At 41.9% G+C, this 19,161-nt stretch carries 21 protein-coding genes; 8 read left to right on the top strand and 13 right to left on the bottom strand.

All coding sequences use genetic code 11. The features are described 5' to 3' along the window. Window positions 1–6: 6 nt before the first annotated feature. The 12 genes from H6759_02585 to H6759_02530 form a co-directional block, all read right to left on the bottom strand. Window positions 7–588, bottom strand: a complete 582-nt coding sequence (locus tag H6759_02585; protein USN52922.1) for a ComF family protein — start codon at window positions 586–588, stop codon at window positions 7–9. A gap of 46 nt (window positions 589–634) precedes the next feature. Then, entirely contained in the window at window positions 635–1,246 is a 612-nt protein-coding gene (locus H6759_02580; GenBank protein ID USN52921.1) for a hypothetical protein, read from the bottom strand. A gap of 3 nt (window positions 1,247–1,249) precedes the next feature. After that, window positions 1,250–3,142: an ATP-binding protein gene (locus H6759_02575; GenBank protein USN52920.1), complete on the bottom strand. Its 1,893-nt coding sequence runs from the start codon at window positions 3,140–3,142 to the stop codon at window positions 1,250–1,252. 1 nt (window position 3,143) lies between these two features. Continuing rightward, window positions 3,144–3,833 carry a hypothetical protein gene (locus H6759_02570; GenBank protein USN52919.1) on the bottom strand — a complete coding sequence of 230 codons (690 nt, stop codon included), beginning with the start codon at window positions 3,831–3,833 and terminating at the stop codon, window positions 3,144–3,146. A gap of 1 nt (window position 3,834) precedes the next feature. After that, window positions 3,835–4,278, bottom strand: coding sequence for a PrgI family protein (locus H6759_02565; GenBank protein ID USN52918.1), 444 nt, complete (start codon window positions 4,276–4,278; stop codon window positions 3,835–3,837). A gap of 15 nt (window positions 4,279–4,293) precedes the next feature. Next, window positions 4,294–5,160: a hypothetical protein gene (locus H6759_02560; GenBank protein ID USN52917.1), complete on the bottom strand. Its 867-nt coding sequence runs from the start codon at window positions 5,158–5,160 to the stop codon at window positions 4,294–4,296. 155 nt (window positions 5,161–5,315) lie between these two features. After that, a complete protein-coding gene (locus H6759_02555) occupies window positions 5,316–5,552 on the bottom strand; it encodes a hypothetical protein (GenBank protein USN52916.1) in 237 nt (78 codons plus the stop codon). Between the two features lie 28 nt (window positions 5,553–5,580). Next, window positions 5,581–5,862: a hypothetical protein gene (locus H6759_02550; protein USN52915.1), complete on the bottom strand. Its 282-nt coding sequence runs from the start codon at window positions 5,860–5,862 to the stop codon at window positions 5,581–5,583. A 47-nt stretch (window positions 5,863–5,909) separates the two neighbouring features. Next, the gene (locus tag H6759_02545) at window positions 5,910–6,434 is read right to left on the bottom strand and encodes a hypothetical protein (protein USN52914.1); all 525 of its coding nucleotides are present in this window, start codon (window positions 6,432–6,434) and stop codon (window positions 5,910–5,912) included. A gap of 37 nt (window positions 6,435–6,471) precedes the next feature. Then, complete coding sequence (locus H6759_02540) at window positions 6,472–7,266, bottom strand: hypothetical protein (protein ID USN52913.1); 795 nt, start codon at window positions 7,264–7,266, stop codon at window positions 6,472–6,474. A 110-nt stretch (window positions 7,267–7,376) separates the two neighbouring features. Next, entirely contained in the window at window positions 7,377–8,138 is a 762-nt protein-coding gene (locus H6759_02535) for a hypothetical protein (GenBank protein ID USN52912.1), read from the bottom strand. Further along, window positions 8,119–8,940 (bottom strand): hypothetical protein, encoded by an 822-nt coding sequence (locus tag H6759_02530; protein ID USN52911.1) that lies wholly within the window; start codon window positions 8,938–8,940, stop codon window positions 8,119–8,121. Before H6759_02530 ends, H6759_02535 begins: the two co-directional genes overlap by 20 nt. Before the next feature lie 145 nt (window positions 8,941–9,085). On the opposite strand from H6759_02530, the gene H6759_02525 reads away from it, so the two are divergent. The 7 genes from H6759_02525 to topA all read left to right on the top strand — a co-directional run bounded on the left by H6759_02525 (window position 9,086) and on the right by topA (window position 16,634). Then, window positions 9,086–10,579 carry an LCP family protein gene (locus H6759_02525; protein USN52910.1) on the top strand — a complete coding sequence of 498 codons (1,494 nt, stop codon included), beginning with the start codon at window positions 9,086–9,088 and terminating at the stop codon, window positions 10,577–10,579. Then, window positions 10,554–12,092 carry a ribosome biogenesis GTPase Der gene (gene der, locus H6759_02520; protein ID USN52909.1) on the top strand — a complete coding sequence of 513 codons (1,539 nt, stop codon included), beginning with the start codon at window positions 10,554–10,556 and terminating at the stop codon, window positions 12,090–12,092. The genes H6759_02525 and der overlap by 26 nt, the downstream gene beginning before the upstream one ends. A gap of 275 nt (window positions 12,093–12,367) precedes the next feature. Beyond that, window positions 12,368–12,484 carry a hypothetical protein gene (locus H6759_02515; GenBank protein ID USN52908.1) on the top strand — a complete coding sequence of 39 codons (117 nt, stop codon included), beginning with the start codon at window positions 12,368–12,370 and terminating at the stop codon, window positions 12,482–12,484. Between the two features lie 39 nt (window positions 12,485–12,523). Next, complete coding sequence (locus H6759_02510) at window positions 12,524–12,949, top strand: aminoacyl-tRNA hydrolase (protein USN53034.1); 426 nt, start codon at window positions 12,524–12,526, stop codon at window positions 12,947–12,949. Next, a complete protein-coding gene (locus H6759_02505; GenBank protein USN52907.1) occupies window positions 12,939–13,196 on the top strand; it encodes a hypothetical protein in 258 nt (85 codons plus the stop codon). Before H6759_02510 ends, H6759_02505 begins: the two co-directional genes overlap by 11 nt. Continuing rightward, the gene (gene dprA, locus H6759_02500) at window positions 13,129–14,043 is read left to right on the top strand and encodes a DNA-protecting protein DprA (GenBank protein ID USN52906.1); all 915 of its coding nucleotides are present in this window, start codon (window positions 13,129–13,131) and stop codon (window positions 14,041–14,043) included. The genes H6759_02505 and dprA overlap by 68 nt, the downstream gene beginning before the upstream one ends. A gap of 20 nt (window positions 14,044–14,063) precedes the next feature. Next, window positions 14,064–16,634 carry a type I DNA topoisomerase gene (gene topA, locus H6759_02495; GenBank protein ID USN53033.1) on the top strand — a complete coding sequence of 857 codons (2,571 nt, stop codon included), beginning with the start codon at window positions 14,064–14,066 and terminating at the stop codon, window positions 16,632–16,634. A 12-nt stretch (window positions 16,635–16,646) separates the two neighbouring features. On the opposite strand, the gene H6759_02490 is transcribed toward topA, so the two are convergent. Beyond that, on the bottom strand, window positions 16,647–17,561 hold the full coding sequence (locus H6759_02490) for a hypothetical protein (protein USN52905.1): 915 nt from the start codon (window positions 17,559–17,561) through the stop codon (window positions 16,647–16,649). Window positions 17,562–17,625: 64 nt separating this feature from the next. On the opposite strand from H6759_02490, the gene H6759_02485 reads away from it, so the two are divergent. Next, entirely contained in the window at window positions 17,626–19,137 is a 1,512-nt protein-coding gene (locus H6759_02485; GenBank protein ID USN52904.1) for a bifunctional (p)ppGpp synthetase/guanosine-3',5'-bis(diphosphate) 3'-pyrophosphohydrolase, read from the top strand. The last annotated feature ends 24 nt before the right edge of the window (window positions 19,138–19,161 follow it).

Genomic DNA, 19,161 nt, shown 5'->3' with positions numbered 1-19,161 from the left:
CTTCTATCATCCTCTCGCGAATACAAGTGCATACACCTCTTTTGTGCCGTGTTCTTTGAGTAATTGAGCAGCTTCTGAAAGTGTTGACCCGGTCGTAACGACATCATCAATAAGAATAATTTTTTCTGGTAATTTTCCTTCAATGAAAAACGTGTTTTTTACGTTAGTGCTACGTTCTTCATGTGTAAGGTCCGCGTTATGATAACGATGTTCGTGCCTACCTAGATACTCAGATACAGCTGATGGTAATTCAAACGCTTTTTTAAAAGTATTAGCAAGGTTTGATGTGTGACGAATGCCTCGTGATCTTGTTCGAGATTCTGGCGAGACAATAGGCACGAGTACCGCGGATGTATCATATGCCCAAAGCGGTAAAGAATATTTATGTACCCAGTTTTTTAGTAAGTTTGCTTGAATATCTTCAAGGACGGTGGCGGAGCGATATTTATAAGAAGCTGTCAAAATTCGCACCTTTGGATCCGAATAGGCATAGCATGCAATAATTCCATCTAGTCCAGCTGGAATTTCGGGCAGTTGTTGCACTTCTTCGATTTCATTTTGGCATTTGCTACATAACCAATCACCCATTTGCCCGCAAGATTGGCAAATGAATGGGTAAAAAACATCTAGAATCCTATCTTTCAAATGTTGTAAAAACAGCATCATCTACAAGCCAGTTATCACCTTGAGCAACAAGCGTTACTTGAATATTGAGGTAATCTTGGGTAGCGCCGATTGTACGCTGAGCTTGAACATTGATTACGGCTTTCGATTTTCCAAGCATAGGTAATGAGCTTGGTTCAATAGCATTTGTGACAGCTCTCACCTCTTGAGACCAATGAGAGCCAATAGCATGTGTTTTGAGCATCTCTTCACGGAGTGTCTCTAGCCGTTGTTGAAACGTAGGTGTAGCAATCGCTTGAACATCACGGATAGCCTCAAAGCCATCATCCGCACTAAATGTACCAAGGCGCGAAGCATAGCTAGATGCGATTCTTCGTACTTTTTCTTGTGCTTGACGCTCTTTTTCTTCTGCGGAATCTGGATTTGGTGGTGTGCCCGTAGGAGCAACGAATACAGGAACAGAAGTAGAAGGATTAAATGGCTGTGATGGTGTTACCGTGTTCTGAGTTGGTTGCTGGACAGGTGTTGTGGCCGGGCTCCTAAACAAAAAGAACCAAATAACGGCAATAATTCCAATAATGCCAAGGATAATGAGCGCAATTGCGAGAAGTCTTTTATTCATAGGTTAGAGTTCTTGAGATTCTTGAAAGGCTTTCTTTTGTTGCTCGATCTTGAGGAGCTGCTCAGGATTTGTTGTAACAATCTGATCTTCTGTATACGAAGCAACAACTTGAATAGCCGCATGCTTAGCACCGGCAAAGAAGATCCCTTCACCAACGGCTGATTCAAGAAGAAGGTACTTTTCTGATTGCGTAAGCAAGAATGTTTTAGCAACAAGATCAATAGATGCAGGAGATTGTTTTAATAAGAGCTGCATTGAGCTATTAGTAACAATAGCTTGACCATACGGGGAGGTCAAAAAGTCATTTACATCTTGTGTGATTGTAGAAATACCCATGAAATACTTACGACAACGTTTTACTAGTGCAAAGATAAACTTCGCAGAATCTTCGTTTTGCATGAGCCACCAAGCCTCATCAATAATTAAAATGCGCTTCTTTTTTACTGAGCGAACAACATTCCAAATATAGTTAACGATGGTATAAATACCCATTGGACGTAACTCGTCTTCAAGATCACGAACAGAAAAAATAACGAGCTGATTATTCATCTGTACTGTTGTTTGCGAATTGAGAAGACCAGCAAAGGTACCTTCTGAGAATTTGCGTAATTTAACAACAAGTTCAGCCGTTCCTTCCATACCCTCAAGAATGTCTTGAAAGTCCTGAAGCGTTGGTGGCTCTACCGTTGCGAGATCTACACCAGGGACGATGTCTTTCTTTGCATATGTCTCAAGAAGTGCACGATCAAGAATAGAGTCTTCTGCTGTTGTGATTTTACCCAACATCAAGCGCAATAGACCTTTGATGGTAATAACGGCACTACGAATAATATCCTCGGTAGATGCTGACTCCCCTGTTGGACGAGGTAAATCAAACGGATTGATTTTTGATCGTGAAGCAAGTGAAACGTTGATGTAGGTGCCTCCCACCGCGTCAGAAAGATGCTTGTACTCCATTTCAGGATCGATAACAATCACATCAATGCCAAGCATGAGCGAACGAATAACCTCTAGTTTAATTGTATACGACTTACCAGCACCAGATGTCGCAAAAATAACAGCATTGGCATTTTGCAACGAAAAGCGATCAAAAATGATCAACGAATTATCATGACGATTAACGCCATACAAAATACCATTGTCGCTTGTAAGCTCAGCAGATGTAAACGGAAACGACGAGGCAATCGGCGAGGTGCTCATGTTAAATGCAATTTGTAACTCGTCATTACCTACTGGCATCGTAGAGTTAAAGCCTTGCTCTGATTGAAAGTACGAACGCTTGGTATAAATAAGCATTGAACCAAATGTATTTTCGACTTTGGTTGTTACGCGCTCAAGTTCTTCTTTATCTTTTGAGTAAAACGTACAATAGAATGCAAATTGGAAGAAATGCTCGATTCCTTGGGTAAGATCGTCACGTAATTGCTCCACGTCTCTTAATGCCGTTTCAGAAATAGGATCACGAGCCTTGCCTTTTTCATTGTTTTCAGAAATTTCTGCCTCGAGTTTACCTACACGATCTTTGAGCTCTTTTAAGACAACCGGTGCATCAATAGGATAAAAGAACATCGAGATATCGAGCTCAGCAGAAAGATTGATAATTGGTGATGCCCAACCAACCGTGACATAGCGAGGATATGTCACGACAAAGAGTGTACGACAAAAGACATCGCCTAATCGTAAAAAAGATGGGTCAACAACAAATGAAGCTGGGGCAATTAAATCCTTAATACTAGCAACGCCACGGCGATAAATACGCTCTTCTTCGATAGCAATTTTTTCTGCCTCTTGTTCGCGTTTAATATCTGCCTTAGATTTACCTTTCTGAAACCCAACGCCACCCTTGGTTAAGGATGCTGGGTCAAATGATTGTTTTGGTTGAGTTTCAAAGGCCATATTACGTTTCTAGTTGAAGATTACTAACATCCGTCATGCGTTGGGATTCGTACAATTCAGGATTATAGATCGTATAGTAAAGTTCGATAAGACTTTGTGTATCGAGCTGAACAGCATTAAGTGACATTGATGAAAGTCCTGATGAAACCTGACTGACACGCAAGCCAAGATCAAACTTCATTTTCTGAAACTTTTCTTCGGTAAGTTTGCCGGCAATAGTAGGAGATAAAATCTCAGTTAATCTTGCGTAGAATCCTTTTCTAATGTCTTTGGTAACGTCTTTTGCTGGGTCTAGCGGGATAACGACATAAAAACGCTTCTGCATGATATCGCCCAAGGTCACCATTTGTTTTACAAAATCTCTGTAATCACGAATCTGTCTTTTCAAAAGTTCATTTTCTTGTATTTTTTCGTTTTCTTTGAGTCTATCCATGTAATTATCGATATTCATCCGGCGAGACTGAATAACGATTTGGATAGGAAAATTAATACTGTTTAAAAACTGCATGTAGGCTTGCACGATTGCTTGCTGCTCATCAACGGACTTAAGCGAAAAGTTTACGCTAGAAACAAGCAAGACAGCACGAAGGGTACCATCCTTCATGATAACGATGTTTTCACGAATTTCTGCGATATCGAGATAGCGTTGAGAAGCTACACCTGGTTTTTTTGAAGTCATTTTACTTTTCATATTACGTTTGATCGTCAGGATTATAGACGCCTCCTGTATTTACAATCAGCGTTAAATCACGAAGTTTTGTGCTATCTGGCCTAGGTTTTGAGGGAGCTGCGATTTCATTTGTTGCTTTTGGTTGTCCGTCCTTAATATAAGCACGAATCTCTGCATCATTTTTTTCTTTATTCCAGACACGAATTTTTGGTCTCACCGTTGTTTGTAAAACGTTAATAGCAAAAAGATGAAATGGTTGTCCGTTAATTTTTACAAAAGCAAAAGTCGCCGCTAATGGAGCAATAAGTATGACCGTAAAGAGAAAGACCGGAAAACTGAAAATCGTATAAGAGATGAATAGCAAGAATACTGCCGCTAATACGATCATGAATTGACGTACCGTAATAGGACCGAGAATCTTATTCTCGTTATCAATAAATTGAGGGACAATGAACTTATCTGGCACAAAAGAATTATAGCATTAATATTGTATCTTGGCATTGAGCGTAATGATCGCTCCTAATTCTGCTGCGGTTGGTGTATTTGGATCTTGCGCGAGATGTTTCTCCGCGACTTCTGCAACCGTCTTGCCTTCAGAAAAGCTCTCACTCACGAGTTGTAGATAGCGTTTTTGTAAGGGCGAGCTTCTCCAAGCGGCAATGCCGGCTGTATAACGGTCAAAAGATTCAGCACGAAGTGTCTCAAATTTCTGAAAGAGCTTATCCCCTGCTTGCTCTGGGTCACTTGATAATCGACGAAATTCTTGAATATCAAGTGTCTTAAACTCACCAATGAGATCTGATAGCTGCATTGCAGGCGCCGTAATACCTGACATATTAGGCCGGACAGCTGTATTAGAAGGTGTTTGGCGCATTGTTGTATCATTGCCAGTTGTCATAGGGTTCTGAAAGGCAGGCTTCGCTACTTTTTCTTGGTACCAATCAGCATGCGCTTCGCTTTCTTGTATCTTACGTTCTTCGATTTTTTGTTTTTGCGCTATCTCTGTGTCTTGGATACGTTTTTTTTGCGCATTTTCAATGTCGCTATGATGTAACTCATAGCTGGCCTCGATAATATGCAAGATTCTATCAGCCTCTTCTTTGGACAAGCTGATACCGCCAATCTTGCTATCTCGCGTTAAAACATCAAGTGTTTGGATATCATTTCTTACATTTCGTAAACGGGTAGAAATAACATTCTCTAAGCGCTTACTAAGATATTCGTCTAATGAGAGGTCGCCGATTTGTTGTAGACATTCTGAAATTGCCGCCTGTAAAATGGGTTCATATTTTTTTTTGGAGGCGTATCTTATTTGGTTCAGTATTCGCCTCACTATCCGTATTGTCATTAACGTCAAGATTCAATGGAGCTTTCCATTCAAAAGCTTCTTGTGTTCGTGACGTCCTAAACCACTCAGAATAATCTTGTTCGCTAATAACACGTGAACTTGCCAAAAAGCATCAAGTTCATTTAAATAATCCTTTGCTTGTTTTTCAGTAAACCCTAAACCTCCTTCGGTTTGTTTTCTTTTTGCAAAAATTCAAGGGCTGTATCATCATTTCTCACACCAGTAATCAATGAAACAAGTAGATCACGTAATCGTCGCACAAGCTCATCCTGTAAAACACTGATTTGAGCATTTGCGGCAATACGTTTAACGGCAGCACTATACGTAACGGGTAAAACAGAAATGCGTCGTCTCAAGCTCATTTCTTTTTGATTTGCGCCGAGCTCTTGCAAAGCTGTTTCTACATCCCAATCAATGATGTCAGATACAGGTAAAACGATCTTTAATAGTATTTTTTTTTAACACCTCATTAATATCACGTCCATTTAAAAGAGGTATAAGCTTTTGAACAAAATTATCTTTGTCTAAATGAGTCAGGAACAACTCCCAAATCACATCAATAATTCTTGACCAAGCATCATAATCATAGCCTAGATCTTCACGTACTGAGTCTTCAAGCTCTTCTGCGGTAGTACTAAGCAAGTACCCACTCACGGATTGCGGAAGTAGGTTAAACCTTGCTTGCCATTCAATTCTATCCATAGGTTAAGCTCTTGATTTTGTATTAGGAATTTGCGTAAGATTCTTTCTTAGTTCTCCTGCAAACCTTTTTTAGAAAGATCTCTGATAAGCGCTTCATATCCATCAACAATAGCATTTTGTGATGCTGTGCGTTTAGACGCTTCGACCTTAAGCACATCATTTGCAATATCACGTGTCATTTCGATAATACTCATTGCTCTTATTTTTGAATCATTATCAAAGCGTTCAATATCGGTAATAATATCTGTACCATTATTTTTCATAAACTCACCCACCACGAGTTCTTGTTGTGACCTTTTAACTCCTTTTGTAGCCGCTTGCGCAACAACCTTTATAACGTCTTGCGCTTGTCTAGCCGCATCATTTACTAATTGTTTTTTTGCAGTATCGGTACTTGACTCAACTAACTTGATCGCAGCATCTCTAGCAGCAGCTAAACGCTGTTCTTCAGCATCAAGCGCTGAACCTTCTAAATTTACGATTGCTGCATCAAGTGCTTTTTCATATCGCTTATTAGCTGCTTGTATCAACCTTCTATTACGCGCATCTTGTGCGCCGATGCTTGATTTCAATACGGATGTTGCTTGCAATGCTGTAGGCGCTACGTAGTCAGTAGATAGTTTTTTCTAGAGGAGATTGATCCGTATCTGTAAATCCAGCATTATTTAATGCCTCAACCAACGGTGCACCAGCCATCACTGCATCAACAATACCCTTTACATTTGGAGGTGTACTAGACCCGGAATCGCGCTTACTAGCATCTAATGCCGCCTGTTGCTCGGTGCCACGAACTCGACTGCCTATAACCATTTTAGGCGAGGTATTATCAACGTTGTCAATTGCGAATGCTTGAACAGTTCTATCGCTAAAGTTTTTGACATGGTGTATTTTCTTAAGTTGTGCTGATGATTTTTCAGGAGATGCTTTAGCAAAACGTTCATGTGCATCCATTGCCTCTCTCACAGCAGGATTTGCACGTGACATTTCTCTTAGCTTCAAGTCCCAAGCCGCTTTATCTACTTCTCTAAAACCTATAGCTTTACCGTTACTATCTTTTACATCTTCCCATCCATTTTGAAGCATGAGTTCAGTCAAAAACTCACCACTCATCCCCGTATCTAAAGGAATATCCTTGTAAAGATCAGGAGAATCAATCATGCGTTTGATAGCTTCTTCTTTATCTTTTCCTTCTTTGGCTAAATGTGGGTTTAGTTTCAATAGCTCTTCTAACTGTCGTACTTCAGTACTATTTTGATTTTCAAATTTACCTGTTTTCTTATTAAGTTTACCTCTAGCAATGGCTAAACGAGCGTTAAGTGCTTCGCCTTGTCTTTTGTTTAATTCATTTCTTACCATGACTTCACTACCAGCCCTTGCTTCAGTATCTGCTTGTTCAGCAGACAACCCTCGCTTTATGCCATCCGCTTTTAGTTGTTCGCGATATTTATGTTTAGTTGCTTTAAATTCATCTTCAATAAAATTTTTATCACCGTATTGTTCTTGATAGTAGTTTTCTACTGCTTTTGTAGAAAGTGTTGAGGAATATTAACACCGACTTTAGATAAAGTTTTTGTTACAATCCCATCCTTGTTTGCTCTAGCAGAAGAAGCAATACCGAGAAGACTTTGACGTTCTTCTAACGATTTAGCTCTCGAAGAAAGATTTCTATTAAAAGCCGCTTCTTCTTGTTGGTCTCTCTCTGCCTCATCACGACGATAATTTACACCTTTAACAAGTCCTCCTCTTAGCTTTTTATACGTATCACCACGTAAAGCCGCAGGAGTCAGCGCCAAAGCTCTTGTACCAACTAATGAAGCTTTTCTAGTAAGGTCAAAACGACGATCTACGACACCATAACCACTTTTCGCAATGCCTTCGCCTAAGCTAATTGGCGCTGTAGCTAGGCTTTTACCCCAGCTAAGCGCTTTGCTCTTTGTTAATGCAGCGATAGCACCTGCACCAACGATAGCAGCACTAGCAACAGCAGCATCAAGAGCTGCCAGCATTAAAGCGATACCAACAACAAAAGAGGCAATATGCTCTGTATCAGCTATCTGGCTAATAAATCCGAATGATGAAGCTGTAACAGTTCCAGCCGTATCCTCACCAGTGCTTGGCAATACAAGATTTAAATTAGCCGCCAAACTACCTCTTTCTCGAGCATTGGTTGTAGCAGCAGATGAAGAGTGCTGCGTTATGGCTAATGTAAGCCATAAGAAAAAAAGCCATGACGGGACCCCCCTGTGAGCATACCCATTAATTTCCCCAATATTCATCACCGACTCCTTTTAGGGATGATTTAAATTTACCAGGTAGTGCAGTTACAAAGAACGCTAATGGCGCTAGAATAAGGGCAATCCAAATTGCAACTATTCTATAGATAAGATACGCCGTAAGAATAATCACTACACCTAATGTGATCGACATGAAGAAAATCGCTAACATGTATGCGATCATGAGACTTGATATTTCGACGCCACTGTTAGGGCGTAGATTCATCATTTTATCCAAGCCTAATGCATAGATAAAATTACCGGCAGCAGATTGTGCAAAGGCGTTTACAAACGTAAGCATCACCACCTGCGAAAAATCAATCATCAATTGAATGATTGTTTTAGAGAAGTTGATGAGAACAGCTTGCAGTAATAGTCCAGGTAAAATTTTTGAATAGTGATACTCATCTCTTCCTATTACGGTGGCAAATGCCGTTAGCAATAAGACAATGATAAAGAACATGTTCGTGACATCGCGAACAATTACCCAGCCTTGCTCAACAGGTAGCGCCGTAGAAAACCCATTATACTGTGCAAAGGCAATAAGAACACTCAATACCAGTAAAATCAATCTCCCAAGAAATTCGGCGATCATTCCGAGCACGAACGAAACACCACTACAAACAAAGCTAATTATGCCAGCATCACTACAAACACCTGTCGGAGCTGTTTGAGTTTGTGCAGAAACTCCATGAGTCGTGCCAAAGACACCGATAATGGCGATAACAGCTACAATAACGGTTGCAAAAAACTTTTTGCTACGTTGAGTTTGAAGGGACGCGCGTAGACGTTCGAAGGTGAACATAATTTCGTTCTCTATAATACCACATTATATAAGGTCAAAGCCATGGGGATAAACGAAGCGCACTTCAAATATTTTAAAGGTTTGACGCATTGTGTGGATAGCCGTATTCTGATACACTCCGATTGTTCTTAACGGTATTTTACGCATGATGTCAGTGAATTTTTTAAATACGGATCAAGAGAAGCTTGCCCGACGTAAAACCGTCATTTTTGCAGCACTCTTTACGTTTATCGTTGGTGGCATAGCCTTTGCTGGTGCTGCAGCCTCTTATCGTTCCGTACAACACGGCACTAGCGTTTTTGCAGAGTTTATTCGTTTACCTGGTATTCGTGATGCACGTAAATTTGTCTTTGGTGACGAATTACCCGCTATCGCCGGCATCGCATTATCTGGCGAGGATAAAAATCCTGATATCTTAACCGTATTGTTACTCGGTATCGGTGGCGCAGGTCATGATGGAGCGAACCTGACAGATACCATTATCATTGCTTCTATCAATACAAAAGACCACCGAGTAAACATGCTTTCGATTCCTCGTGATACGGCATTTCCAAATGGTCGTGGTGGTTATGAAAAAATAAATGCTGTTCACGCATGGGAAGAACGCGATCATCCAGGAGAAGGTGCAGTAAGAACAGCTAAAATCTTCTCAGATTTTTTTGGTATCAGTATTGATCATGTTGTCCGTGTTGATTTTAACGGTTTTGCAAAACTTGTTGATGCGCTTGGCGGTGTCACTATTGATGTTGAACGCTCCTTTACGGATACTTCCTACCCTGCTGCAGACGATAAGTACCAAACCATCAGCTTTAAGAAAGGCGTACAAACGATGGACGGTGAAACAGCACTTCAATATGCGCGTTCTCGTCATGGCTCAAATGGAGAAGGCTCAGATTTTGCTCGCGCTAAAAGACAGCAACTCGTCATCGTGGCGATTCGTGAAAAACTCCTCTCTTTAAATACACTCGCCGACCCCACCAAGCTTGCTAAGCTCTACCAAGTAGTTTCAAACCACCTACAATCAGACATGAGTCCTTGGGAGGCATTCAACCTCGCTCCTATCGCAACCGACATTAATAAGGACGAGATTCAACAACATGTACTCACAGACGCACCAGACGGTGAGCTTGTACCAGCTAATATCAATGGTAGCTTTTTACTCTTTCCGAAGGGTGGTGACTGGACTCGCATCAAGTCACTCGCGCAAAACCCCTTTAATGACGACATCCACACTCCAGTGGCAGACATCCCTAAGGTTGAGGTAAAAAACGGTACCTTTAAGACCGGTATGGCATTTCAGATCGCCAATCGCCTCGGTTTAGAGGGGTATTCAGCAGAGTCCATTGGCAATGCAAGCTCTCGACAATATGAGAGAACTGTGATATTTGACTTAACGAATGGTAGTAAAGTACAAGAGCTCGTCAAATTAAAGGAGTTTTTAAACGCTGATGTATCACTCACAGCGGCTACGACATCACCCCAAAACCCCCAATTGCGTAGTGTTTTTGCACAAGCCAATACGATCGAGACAATTGCCTCCACCGATACCGATTTTCTCGTTATTTTAGGCGAATCATCCTATTCGCTCATGCAACCTACCCAAGCCACCAACTATGTCAGTACAACGACAAACCCTTGATTATCCCAAGGTTGCTCTCATTGGCAGAACCAATGTCGGTAAATCATCCCTCTGGAATCGCCTCACCGAATCAGGTAAAGCGATTGTGAGCGCAGAGTCACACACAACACGTGATCGCAATTATGGCATCGTCTTATGGCAAGGTGCAGCTTTTGAATTGATTGATACAGGTGGTATGGACACGGAGCATGACTCCATTGGTGAAGGCATCCTTCATCAGGCGAGACTTGCCATCAAAGAAGCTGACCTTATTCTTTTTGTCTTTGATTCGAAAACCGGCATTCTTCCGCAAGATTTAGAACTTGCAGAAGAAATTAAACTTTCTAATAAGCCCGTTAAACTTCTTGCGAATAAAGTTGATACGATCCGTGATACAGGCAGCGCCTATTCACGTGATGTTCTTCGTCTTGGCTTGGGTGATCCTCACATGGTGAGTGCCTCAACGAGTCTTGGTATTGGAGATTTACTTGATAATATCTTTTTGACACTCGACAAAGCCGGTAAGCCTCCAGTGATGAAGCATGACATGCTTCCATTGCGTTTGACGTTTGTTGGTCGTCCAAACGTTGGTAAATCATCACTTATCAATAGTATTCTTGGTGAAGAGCGCGTTATCACGTCCCCCATCGCTCATACAACACGCGAGCCACAAGATACGCTCTTAAAATACCAAGATCGTGACATTGTGCTTGTTGATACGGCAGGTATGCGTAAACGCTCTAGCGTTACAAAAGGCATCGAAGAAGAAAGTCTCGAACGTAACCGCGATGCTGTTAAGCGCTCGGATGTTGCCATGCTTGTCTTTGACGCAACGCAAGATCCAACATCATGGGACCGTCATCTTGCAGGGATGCTTGAAGAATCAAATAAAGGCTTGATTCTCGTAGCCAACAAATGGGATTTGGTAGAAAACAAAGAAACAAATACCGCCAAAGAATATGAAGTGCTCATCAGACAGCTCTTTCCGTTCTTAAGCTGGGCACCAATGATTTTTGTAAGTGCAAAAGAAAACTTACGTAGTGCCAAACTCATTGATCTTGCCTTAGAGGTTCAAGATGAGCGCATGCGTCATATCGATTATAACGCGGCAAACAAACTCTTAAAGAAAACGATTCAACGTATGCGTCCTTTGGCGAGCTATGGTCCAAAGTCTCCACGCGTCTTTGATGTCGCACAGACAAAACACGCACCACCAACGTTCATGGTTACAGTGCACGGTGAAAAAGACAACTTGCATCCAAACTGGCTTAAATTCTTTGAAAAACGTATTCGTGAAAAGTTTGGCTTTATCGGTACGCCAATTGTCGTAAAAGTCCAACATCTCCCTGTCTCTAAATCAGAAAAACCAGGTAATATGTTTGGTCCTGGTATGGAAGCAGTGGCTGGTGTCGTTCGTCACAAACCAAAACTCGTGAATCAAACCATGCGTCGCCACAAAAAGGCCGCACGCACTTCTAAAAAACTACGCAGTGATAAGCTGCGTAAACTTATCGTTGGCCTTTCAAAATATTAACGGCAAAGAATATGATGCAAAACCCGCCATAATATTGCGCCGGGAATTGCTTCAAGCCTTTGCTAAAAAATATCTTCCAACTTATTTTGTTGACGACAATGATTTAAAGGTGTAATAAATAAGGAACAAAAACGCCAATGAATTATAAACAATACCAATGCTGAAAGTAACGGCACGTTCAAACGTATTGGCCCATTAAGAAAAGCGTGTTTTAATTTTGTAAATACTCCAGTTTCTTTACTCATAAGAAAATGATATCATGCATAGAAATAACTATGAAACTTATCGTTGGCTTGGGTAATCCTGGCAAAGAATATGACAAAACCCGCCATAATATTGGTTGGGAATTGCTTCAAGCCTTTGCCGAACATCATAACGCTGACGATTTTTAAAAAAATCGCGCTCTTAAAGCTCAATTAACGGGTTTTCGTATTGGCTCAGAGCGTGTTTTTTGTGCTTTTCCGACCACGTTTATGAACTTGTCAGGGCAAGCCGTACAAGCCATCATGTCATTTTATAAGATTTCTCCTGACCAAGTACTTATTTTGCAAGACGAGTTAGATCTTGCTATTGGAAAAGCAAAATTTACCGCACAAGGGAGCGCGGCTGGTCATAACGGTATTTCGTCAATTCAACAGTCACTTGGCACAAAAGAAATTGCTCGTTTTCGTATTGGCGTAAGTCGTCCACCAGCGCATATGAAGACGGAAGATTATGTATTACAGCGTTTTACAAAAGAAGAGGAAGAAATTCTAAACAAACAAGCTGATACATTTTTAGAAGCGCTAGATTCTTGGGTAAAAGACGGCTTGACACAAGCATCGACTTCGTGGAACGGAGTATTAGGTGCAAAATGATTTTTCTACCTACATTCGCGCTGTAGCGCATATTCCTGGCTTAACGGGTCATCGGTTAAGACAATTGCGTGAACAACTTCACGGTATTCGTGATATCGAGCATGTGAGCCAAAGTGAACTTATTGCTGATTTTGGCTGGCCTTTAGCATTGGCAAAACGTTATTGTGAATGGCGTCGTGATGGGATTTTTCTCGAACATCTCCAAAAAAACAACCCGTCTTGGCATACAACAAATTTTACGGGGTGATCCAACATATCCACAAGAATTATTAACTATTGAGAATCCTCCTGAGTGCTTATTTGTGCGTGGCACTATCCCCGCTTTTCCAACGATTGCATTTGTCGGGTCAAGAAGAAATACCACTTATGGAAAACGCGTCATCGAACATTTACTAGACCCAATAGCACATTACGGACTAACACTCTGCTCTGGATTAGCGCTTGGGATTGATGGCTTAGCGCATCAACGAGCTCTTGATATTCAAATGCCAACTATCGCGATCCTAGGCACCGGCGTTGATGATGAAAGTATCTATCCAAAAGAGCATTATCGACTCGCGCAGAACATTTTAGAACAAGGAGGTGCGATCATCAGCGAATACCCTCCTGGGACACCGTCACGCAAAGAACATTTTCCACAACGCAATAGACTTATCGCAGGTATTAGCCTTGCAACCGTTGTCATTGAGGCAGGAGCTGACAGTGGCTCGTTAATTACCGCTCGGTTAGCCATAGAACAGGGGCGAGAGGTTTTGGCTGTTCCTGGGGCAATCTGGAGCGAATCGTCTCATGGGTGTCATCAAATTATTAAAATGGGCGCGCGCCTTTGCGAATCATCCCAAGATATTTTAGACGCTTTATCGCTTGATAGGCCTGCTCTCGCTCAGCAAATGAGAGAGCAATTACCCTTAACACCAGAAGAACAAAGTCTCTATATTCTATTAGACTCACCAATGGACATAGACGCCCTCTGTTTAGCAACCGGTAGACTTTCTCCACAGGTATTAGCAGGGCTTAGTTTGCTTGAATTAAAAGGCTATATTCGCCAAGAGCATGGTCTATGGCATCGGACGCTTGGTTGCTCAAAACGCTAGACTACGTTATAAACATCGACATTATGAAGCTCGTTATTGTTGAGTCTCCGACAAAAGCCAAGACCATCCGTAAATTTCTCGGCAGTGAATATAAGGTAGTTGCCTCCATGGGGCATGTTCGCGATCTCCCTTCTTCATCTGACGAAGTCCCTGCAAAATGGAAGAAAACTGAAGCAGGTCAATTAGGTGTAGACGTCGCTCACAACTTTGAGCCAATTTACGTCATCTCAAAAGACAAAACAAAAGTCGTAAAAGAATTAAAGACATTATTAAAAGACGCTGATGCGCTTTATTTGGCATCTGATGAAGACCGCGAAGGAGAAAGCATTAGCTGGCATCTTTTACAGATCCTCAAACCAACCGTGCCGGTATACCGCATGGTGTTTCATGAAATTACGGCAGGCGCTATCAAAAAAGCTCTCGAGAATCCTCGTGAGCTCGACGAAAGACTTGTCCGCGCTCAAGAAACACGTCGCATTTTAGATCGTCTTGTTGGTTATAGTGTATCCCCTGTCTTATGGAAGAAAATCGCCTATGGTCTTTCTGCTGGACGCGTACAATCGGCAGCTCTTAAAGCGATTGTTGATCGTGAGCGTGAGCGCATGAAATTTAAGTCCGCCCAATATTGGGATGTGACGGCGACGTTAAATAAGCACGAAGTTTTTGATGCTCGTCTTATTGAATATAACGGCAAGACCATCGCGCAATCAAAAGATTTTGATGCGGATTCTGGTCTCTTAAAAAATGACAAAGCGCATTTACTTACCGAAGCAGAAGCAAACACTTTAAAAGATACTGCGCCAAAAGCTAAGTGGACTATTACCGACGTCCAAACAAAAGACGTAAAACGTAAAGCGCCAGCGCCGTTTACGACTTCTACATTGCAACAAGAAGCAAACCGTAAGCTAAAACTTTCTTCACGGGATGCGATGAGAGCTGCTCAGAAGCTCTATGAAAACGGTTTCATCACTTACATGCGTACTGATAGCACAAATCTCTCTACGGATGCGCAGACCGCAATCAAGGGCCTCGTAGCAAGTCGCTATGGCGCAGAGTACGTTAACGAGCACGTTCGCCAAGAAAAAGCTCAAGCAGGTGCTCAAGAAGCTCACGAAGCGATTCGTCCTTCTTTATCATTTACCGTTCCGGGTGAAACTGGTCTAAAAGGCGCTGAGCATGATGTGTATGAACTCATTTGGATGCGAACCATCGCCTCTCAAATGCGTGACGCCGAACAACAACAAATGGCCGTTAAGCTAGAAGCTGATAAAAACATCTATCAAGCAAATGGTACGCGCATTGTCTTTCCTGGATTTTTGCGTGCTTATGTAGAAGGCGCGGATGACATTGAGCAAGCTCTCGTTGAACGTGAACATCCTTTGCCGGATCTTCATGTTGGTGATCAGCCTGCATGTGAATCAGCAAAGGCAGAATCACACGAAACAAAACCACCAGCGCGCTTTACGGAAGCGTCACTTGTTCAGTTTATGGAAAAAGAAGGTATTGGTCGTCCAAGTACCTATGCTTCTGTTATTAGCACACTCACTGATCGTGGTTACGTTCACAAAGCAGCAAATGCGCTTGTACCAACGTTTACCGCTTTTGCTGTGACACAGGTGCTCGAACGTCATCTTTCAGATCTTGTCGATGTGCACTTTACTTCGCAAATGGAAGGTAAGCTTGATCAAATCGCAGAAGGTAAGCTTGATTATCTTCCTTATCTTGAAAATTTCTTTTTAGGCGAGCATGGTTTAAAGACACGTTTAGCTACTGAACTCGAACACATTGATCCTGAGACAGCCAAAACCGTAGATATCCCGCATGCCGAAGGCTATACAGTTCGCGTAGGTAAGTTTGGACCATATGTTGAAAAAACGCTTCCAAATACAGGTGCGCTCGTAAAAGCATCCCTACCACCTAATATGGGTCCAGGGGATGCAACAACTGAATCGTTGGACGAGCTCATCAAAGAATCACAAAAAGGACCGACAACGCTTGGCCAAGATCCTGATTCAGGATTACAAATCTATCTTCGCACCGGTTCCTACGGTCCATACCTTCAACTCGGCGAAGATGCACCCGAAGTAGACAAGAAAGACAAGAAAACAAAAGTCATCAAACCTAAGCGCGTAAGTATCCCAAAGGGTGTTGCTCTTGAAACGCTCGATCGTGAACAAGCGCTTTCCATCCTCTCTTTACCACGGCTTCTCGGAGAACATCCTGAAACGAAAAAAGAAATCCGCGCAGGTCTTGGACGTTTTGGCGCTTATGTTGTCCATGATGGAGATTTCCGTAGTATCAAAGAACCTGATGATGTACTTACGATTGGACTTGATAGAGCCCTCGAGATGTTGGCACAACCAAAATTTGGTCGGGGTAAACGCGCAGCGGCAGGTACCGAAATCGGCAAAGACCCAGCAGACGGCAAAGTCATTACTTTGCATGATGGCAAATATGGTCGCTACGTAAAAAAAGGAACCATTAATGCAACCATTCCAAAAGAGCTTGGTGAAGGTGCTATTACTCTCGAGCAAGCACTAGAGCTTATTGCAAATAAAGCGCCTGCAAAGAAAACACGTTCAAAAAAATAACCCCTAGCGGGGTTATTGTGTTGATTGATATTGTTCTTCAGCGTGTGTCTTTTCTTGTTCTAAATGAGACACCTCTTTATTTAATTGCTCAAATTGCTGCTGTAAGTGCTTTAAGTTCTCCGCTTGTTCTGCTGTAGGTAAAATATTGTGCTTACGATTGTCCTCTATCTGGTTTTGAAGCTCATTAATTTCTAGAGCTACATTTGCTCGTTGTAACTTTGTCTCATAAAACGTTGATTCGAGTTTAAGTGCTGCGACAAATGCCTTCCACTGTTGATCTGAAGGATCTTGCGCTAAAACGGCTTCATAATACGGAACAGCTGTACGAATAGAGTGACCTTCGTAATTTGATTGACTTGCTGTTAGGATTTTTTCTGTTTCTACTCTTTCATCGAGATATACTTGCGCAGCAATGGCAACAAACTGTACCTCTACGGATGGAGGTTTAATTATTTCTGTTTTTTCAGGAGCGGCCGGTTCTGCAGCTGATGGTACATCACTAGTTGGCGCTGGTCTTGGTTCAAATCCAGGCATGACTTCTGCAACGGGAGTAATCGGTTCTTCCATCACTGTTTCGGCTAATGGAGCTTGCGCCTCTTCTACCTGTGACTGAAGAATCTCATTTATGCTGTTTACATAGGCTCTATGAGCTTCTTGCGCTAAACCGTTTGCTTGAGTAGCAATAGCGCCAATAACCCCCTGTTCTGGCAAATTTGCTTCATTTGGGTCAGCGGTAGCAATGGCTTGGATTGTTTGCGTGGTCGCTTGTGTAAGTTGTGTTCCGGCTTGGACTAACGCTGGCGCATTACCATTAGAAATGGCTGCTTCAACACTTTTTTCAATGCCCGAAGAGCTAGATTCGGTATTTGTACCGGTTTCTACAGCTGCTGTAGGAATATTTATTGCTGCTCCTGGAAGGTTCGACATATGGGTGACAGTTTACCCCCTCTTCACAAACTCGCAAAGGTTGATTATAACAGAGGTCTACCCTATGCCAAACACAACCCCCTCAAATACCGCAAAAACCCAACAAACCATTGAGGGGTTATGTGATTTGGTCTGCCAATACGATAAAAAAGCCGACCGCTCTATTATCGAGCATGCCTATACGTTTGCAAAAGAAGCTCACGAAGGACAAAAGCGTGCCTCAGGTGAGCCCTATATCATCCACCCTCTTGCAACCGCTTTTTACTTAGCAGAGATGCATATGCCAGCGCCTATCGTAATGGCTGGCATCTTGCATGACGTTCCAGAAGATACAGAAAAGACGATCGAAGACGTCACAAATGAATTTGGCGAAGACGTTGGCAATATGGTTGGCGGAATCACCAAATTAGGAAAAATTAAATACCGTGGAATTGAGCGCTATATCGAAAACTTACGCAAAATGTTTTTGACTATGGCTGCTGATGTGCGTGTAGTTTTTATTAAGTTTGCCGATCGTCTTCATAATCTTGAAACCCTCGATCACATTCCACCAAAAAAACAATATCGTATTGCTCTTGAGTCACTAGAAATCTTTGCACCTATCGCCAACCGTCTAGGTATGGGTGATATGAAGGGACGTCTAGAAGACGCATCATTTCGCTATGTTTTACCAAAAGAATACGAGTGGGTAAAAAATCTTTCTAAAACAGGACGTGAAGAAAAGAAAGAATATCTAGATCATGTTATAGAAGAAACACGTTCACTCTTAGAAGAATCAGGCGTTGACGTAAATGTCCAAGGTCGCGCAAAACATCTTTACTCGCTATACCGCAAACTCTTACAAAACGATCGAAACATTGCCCGTATTTATGATCTTATCGCTGTACGAGTCATCGTAGATTCGCTCGCTGATTGTTATGCGGCGCTTGGTATCATCCACTCAAAATGGACACCGCTCAAAGGTCGTATCAAAGACTATATCGCTCAACCAAAACCAAACGGTTATCGATCACTTCATACAACCGTATTTTGTGAAGACGGTGAAATTGTAGAGTTTCAAATACGCACCAAAGAGATGCATGCCATGAATGAATACGGTATTGCAGCTCACTGGTCTTACGATGAAAATGGTAAAGTAAGTCTTTGTAAAGATTCAAAAGCTCCAGAATGGGTTACCGAACTTGTAGATATCCAACAAACGCTTGATCAAAAAGCTTTTCTCGAAGGTCTTGAAGAATTAAAAATCGATATCTTTAAAGATAGAATTTTCGTCTTTACCCCACAAGGTGACGTTATTGATTTGCCAGAAGAAAGCACTAGCGTAGACTTTGCCTATGCTATTCACACGGATATTGGTAATACGTGTTCTGGGGCAAAGGTAAATGATCATGTAGCACCGCTCGAACAAAAACTAAAAAATGGTGACATGGTAGACATCATCGTCGATAAATCACGCAAAGGCCCAAATCCCGACTGGATTAAATTTGTTAAAACACGCTACGCAAAATCAAAGATTCGACAGTATTCTAAGAGCCGCATTGGTAATTGGATAAAAGGTATTTTACCGAATAGCTAAAAAAACACTCACCAGATGGTGAGT

Source organism: Candidatus Nomurabacteria bacterium (assembly GCA_023898425.1).
Taxonomy (GTDB): domain Bacteria; phylum Patescibacteriota; class Patescibacteriia; order 2-12-FULL-60-25; family 2-12-FULL-60-25; genus HK-STAS-PATE-2.
Note: the sequence above shows the minus strand (reverse complement) of the source record. Positions and strands in the feature narration are given on the sequence as shown.

Excerpts from the sequence above, each read along its gene's own strand:
- dprA (USN52906.1), top strand. The coding sequence starts at position 13,129 with ATGGGATTTTTCTCGAACATCTCCAAAAAAACAACCCGTCTTGGCATA.
- H6759_02575 (USN52920.1), bottom strand. The coding sequence starts at position 3,142 with ATGGCCTTTGAAACTCAACCAAAACAATCATTTGACCCAGCATCCTTA.
- H6759_02580 (USN52921.1), bottom strand. The coding sequence starts at position 1,246 with ATGAATAAAAGACTTCTCGCAATTGCGCTCATTATCCTTGGCATTATT.
- H6759_02485 (USN52904.1), top strand. The coding sequence starts at position 17,626 with ATGCCAAACACAACCCCCTCAAATACCGCAAAAACCCAACAAACCATT.
- H6759_02515 (USN52908.1), top strand. The coding sequence starts at position 12,368 with ATGAAACTTATCGTTGGCTTGGGTAATCCTGGCAAAGAATATGACAAA.
- H6759_02570 (USN52919.1), bottom strand. The coding sequence starts at position 3,833 with ATGAAAAGTAAAATGACTTCAAAAAAACCAGGTGTAGCTTCTCAACGC.
- H6759_02550 (USN52915.1), bottom strand. The coding sequence starts at position 5,862 with ATGGATAGAATTGAATGGCAAGCAAGGTTTAACCTACTTCCGCAATCC.
- H6759_02535 (USN52912.1), bottom strand. The coding sequence starts at position 8,138 with ATGAATATTGGGGAAATTAATGGGTATGCTCACAGGGGGGTCCCGTCA.
- H6759_02530 (USN52911.1), bottom strand. The coding sequence starts at position 8,940 with ATGTTCACCTTCGAACGTCTACGCGCGTCCCTTCAAACTCAACGTAGC.
- der (USN52909.1), top strand. The coding sequence starts at position 10,554 with ATGTCAGTACAACGACAAACCCTTGATTATCCCAAGGTTGCTCTCATT.
- H6759_02525 (USN52910.1), top strand. The coding sequence starts at position 9,086 with ATGATGTCAGTGAATTTTTTAAATACGGATCAAGAGAAGCTTGCCCGA.
- H6759_02585 (USN52922.1), bottom strand. The coding sequence starts at position 588 with ATGGGTGATTGGTTATGTAGCAAATGCCAAAATGAAATCGAAGAAGTG.
- H6759_02560 (USN52917.1), bottom strand. The coding sequence starts at position 5,160 with ATGACAATACGGATAGTGAGGCGAATACTGAACCAAATAAGATACGCC.
- H6759_02490 (USN52905.1), bottom strand. The coding sequence starts at position 17,561 with ATGTCGAACCTTCCAGGAGCAGCAATAAATATTCCTACAGCAGCTGTA.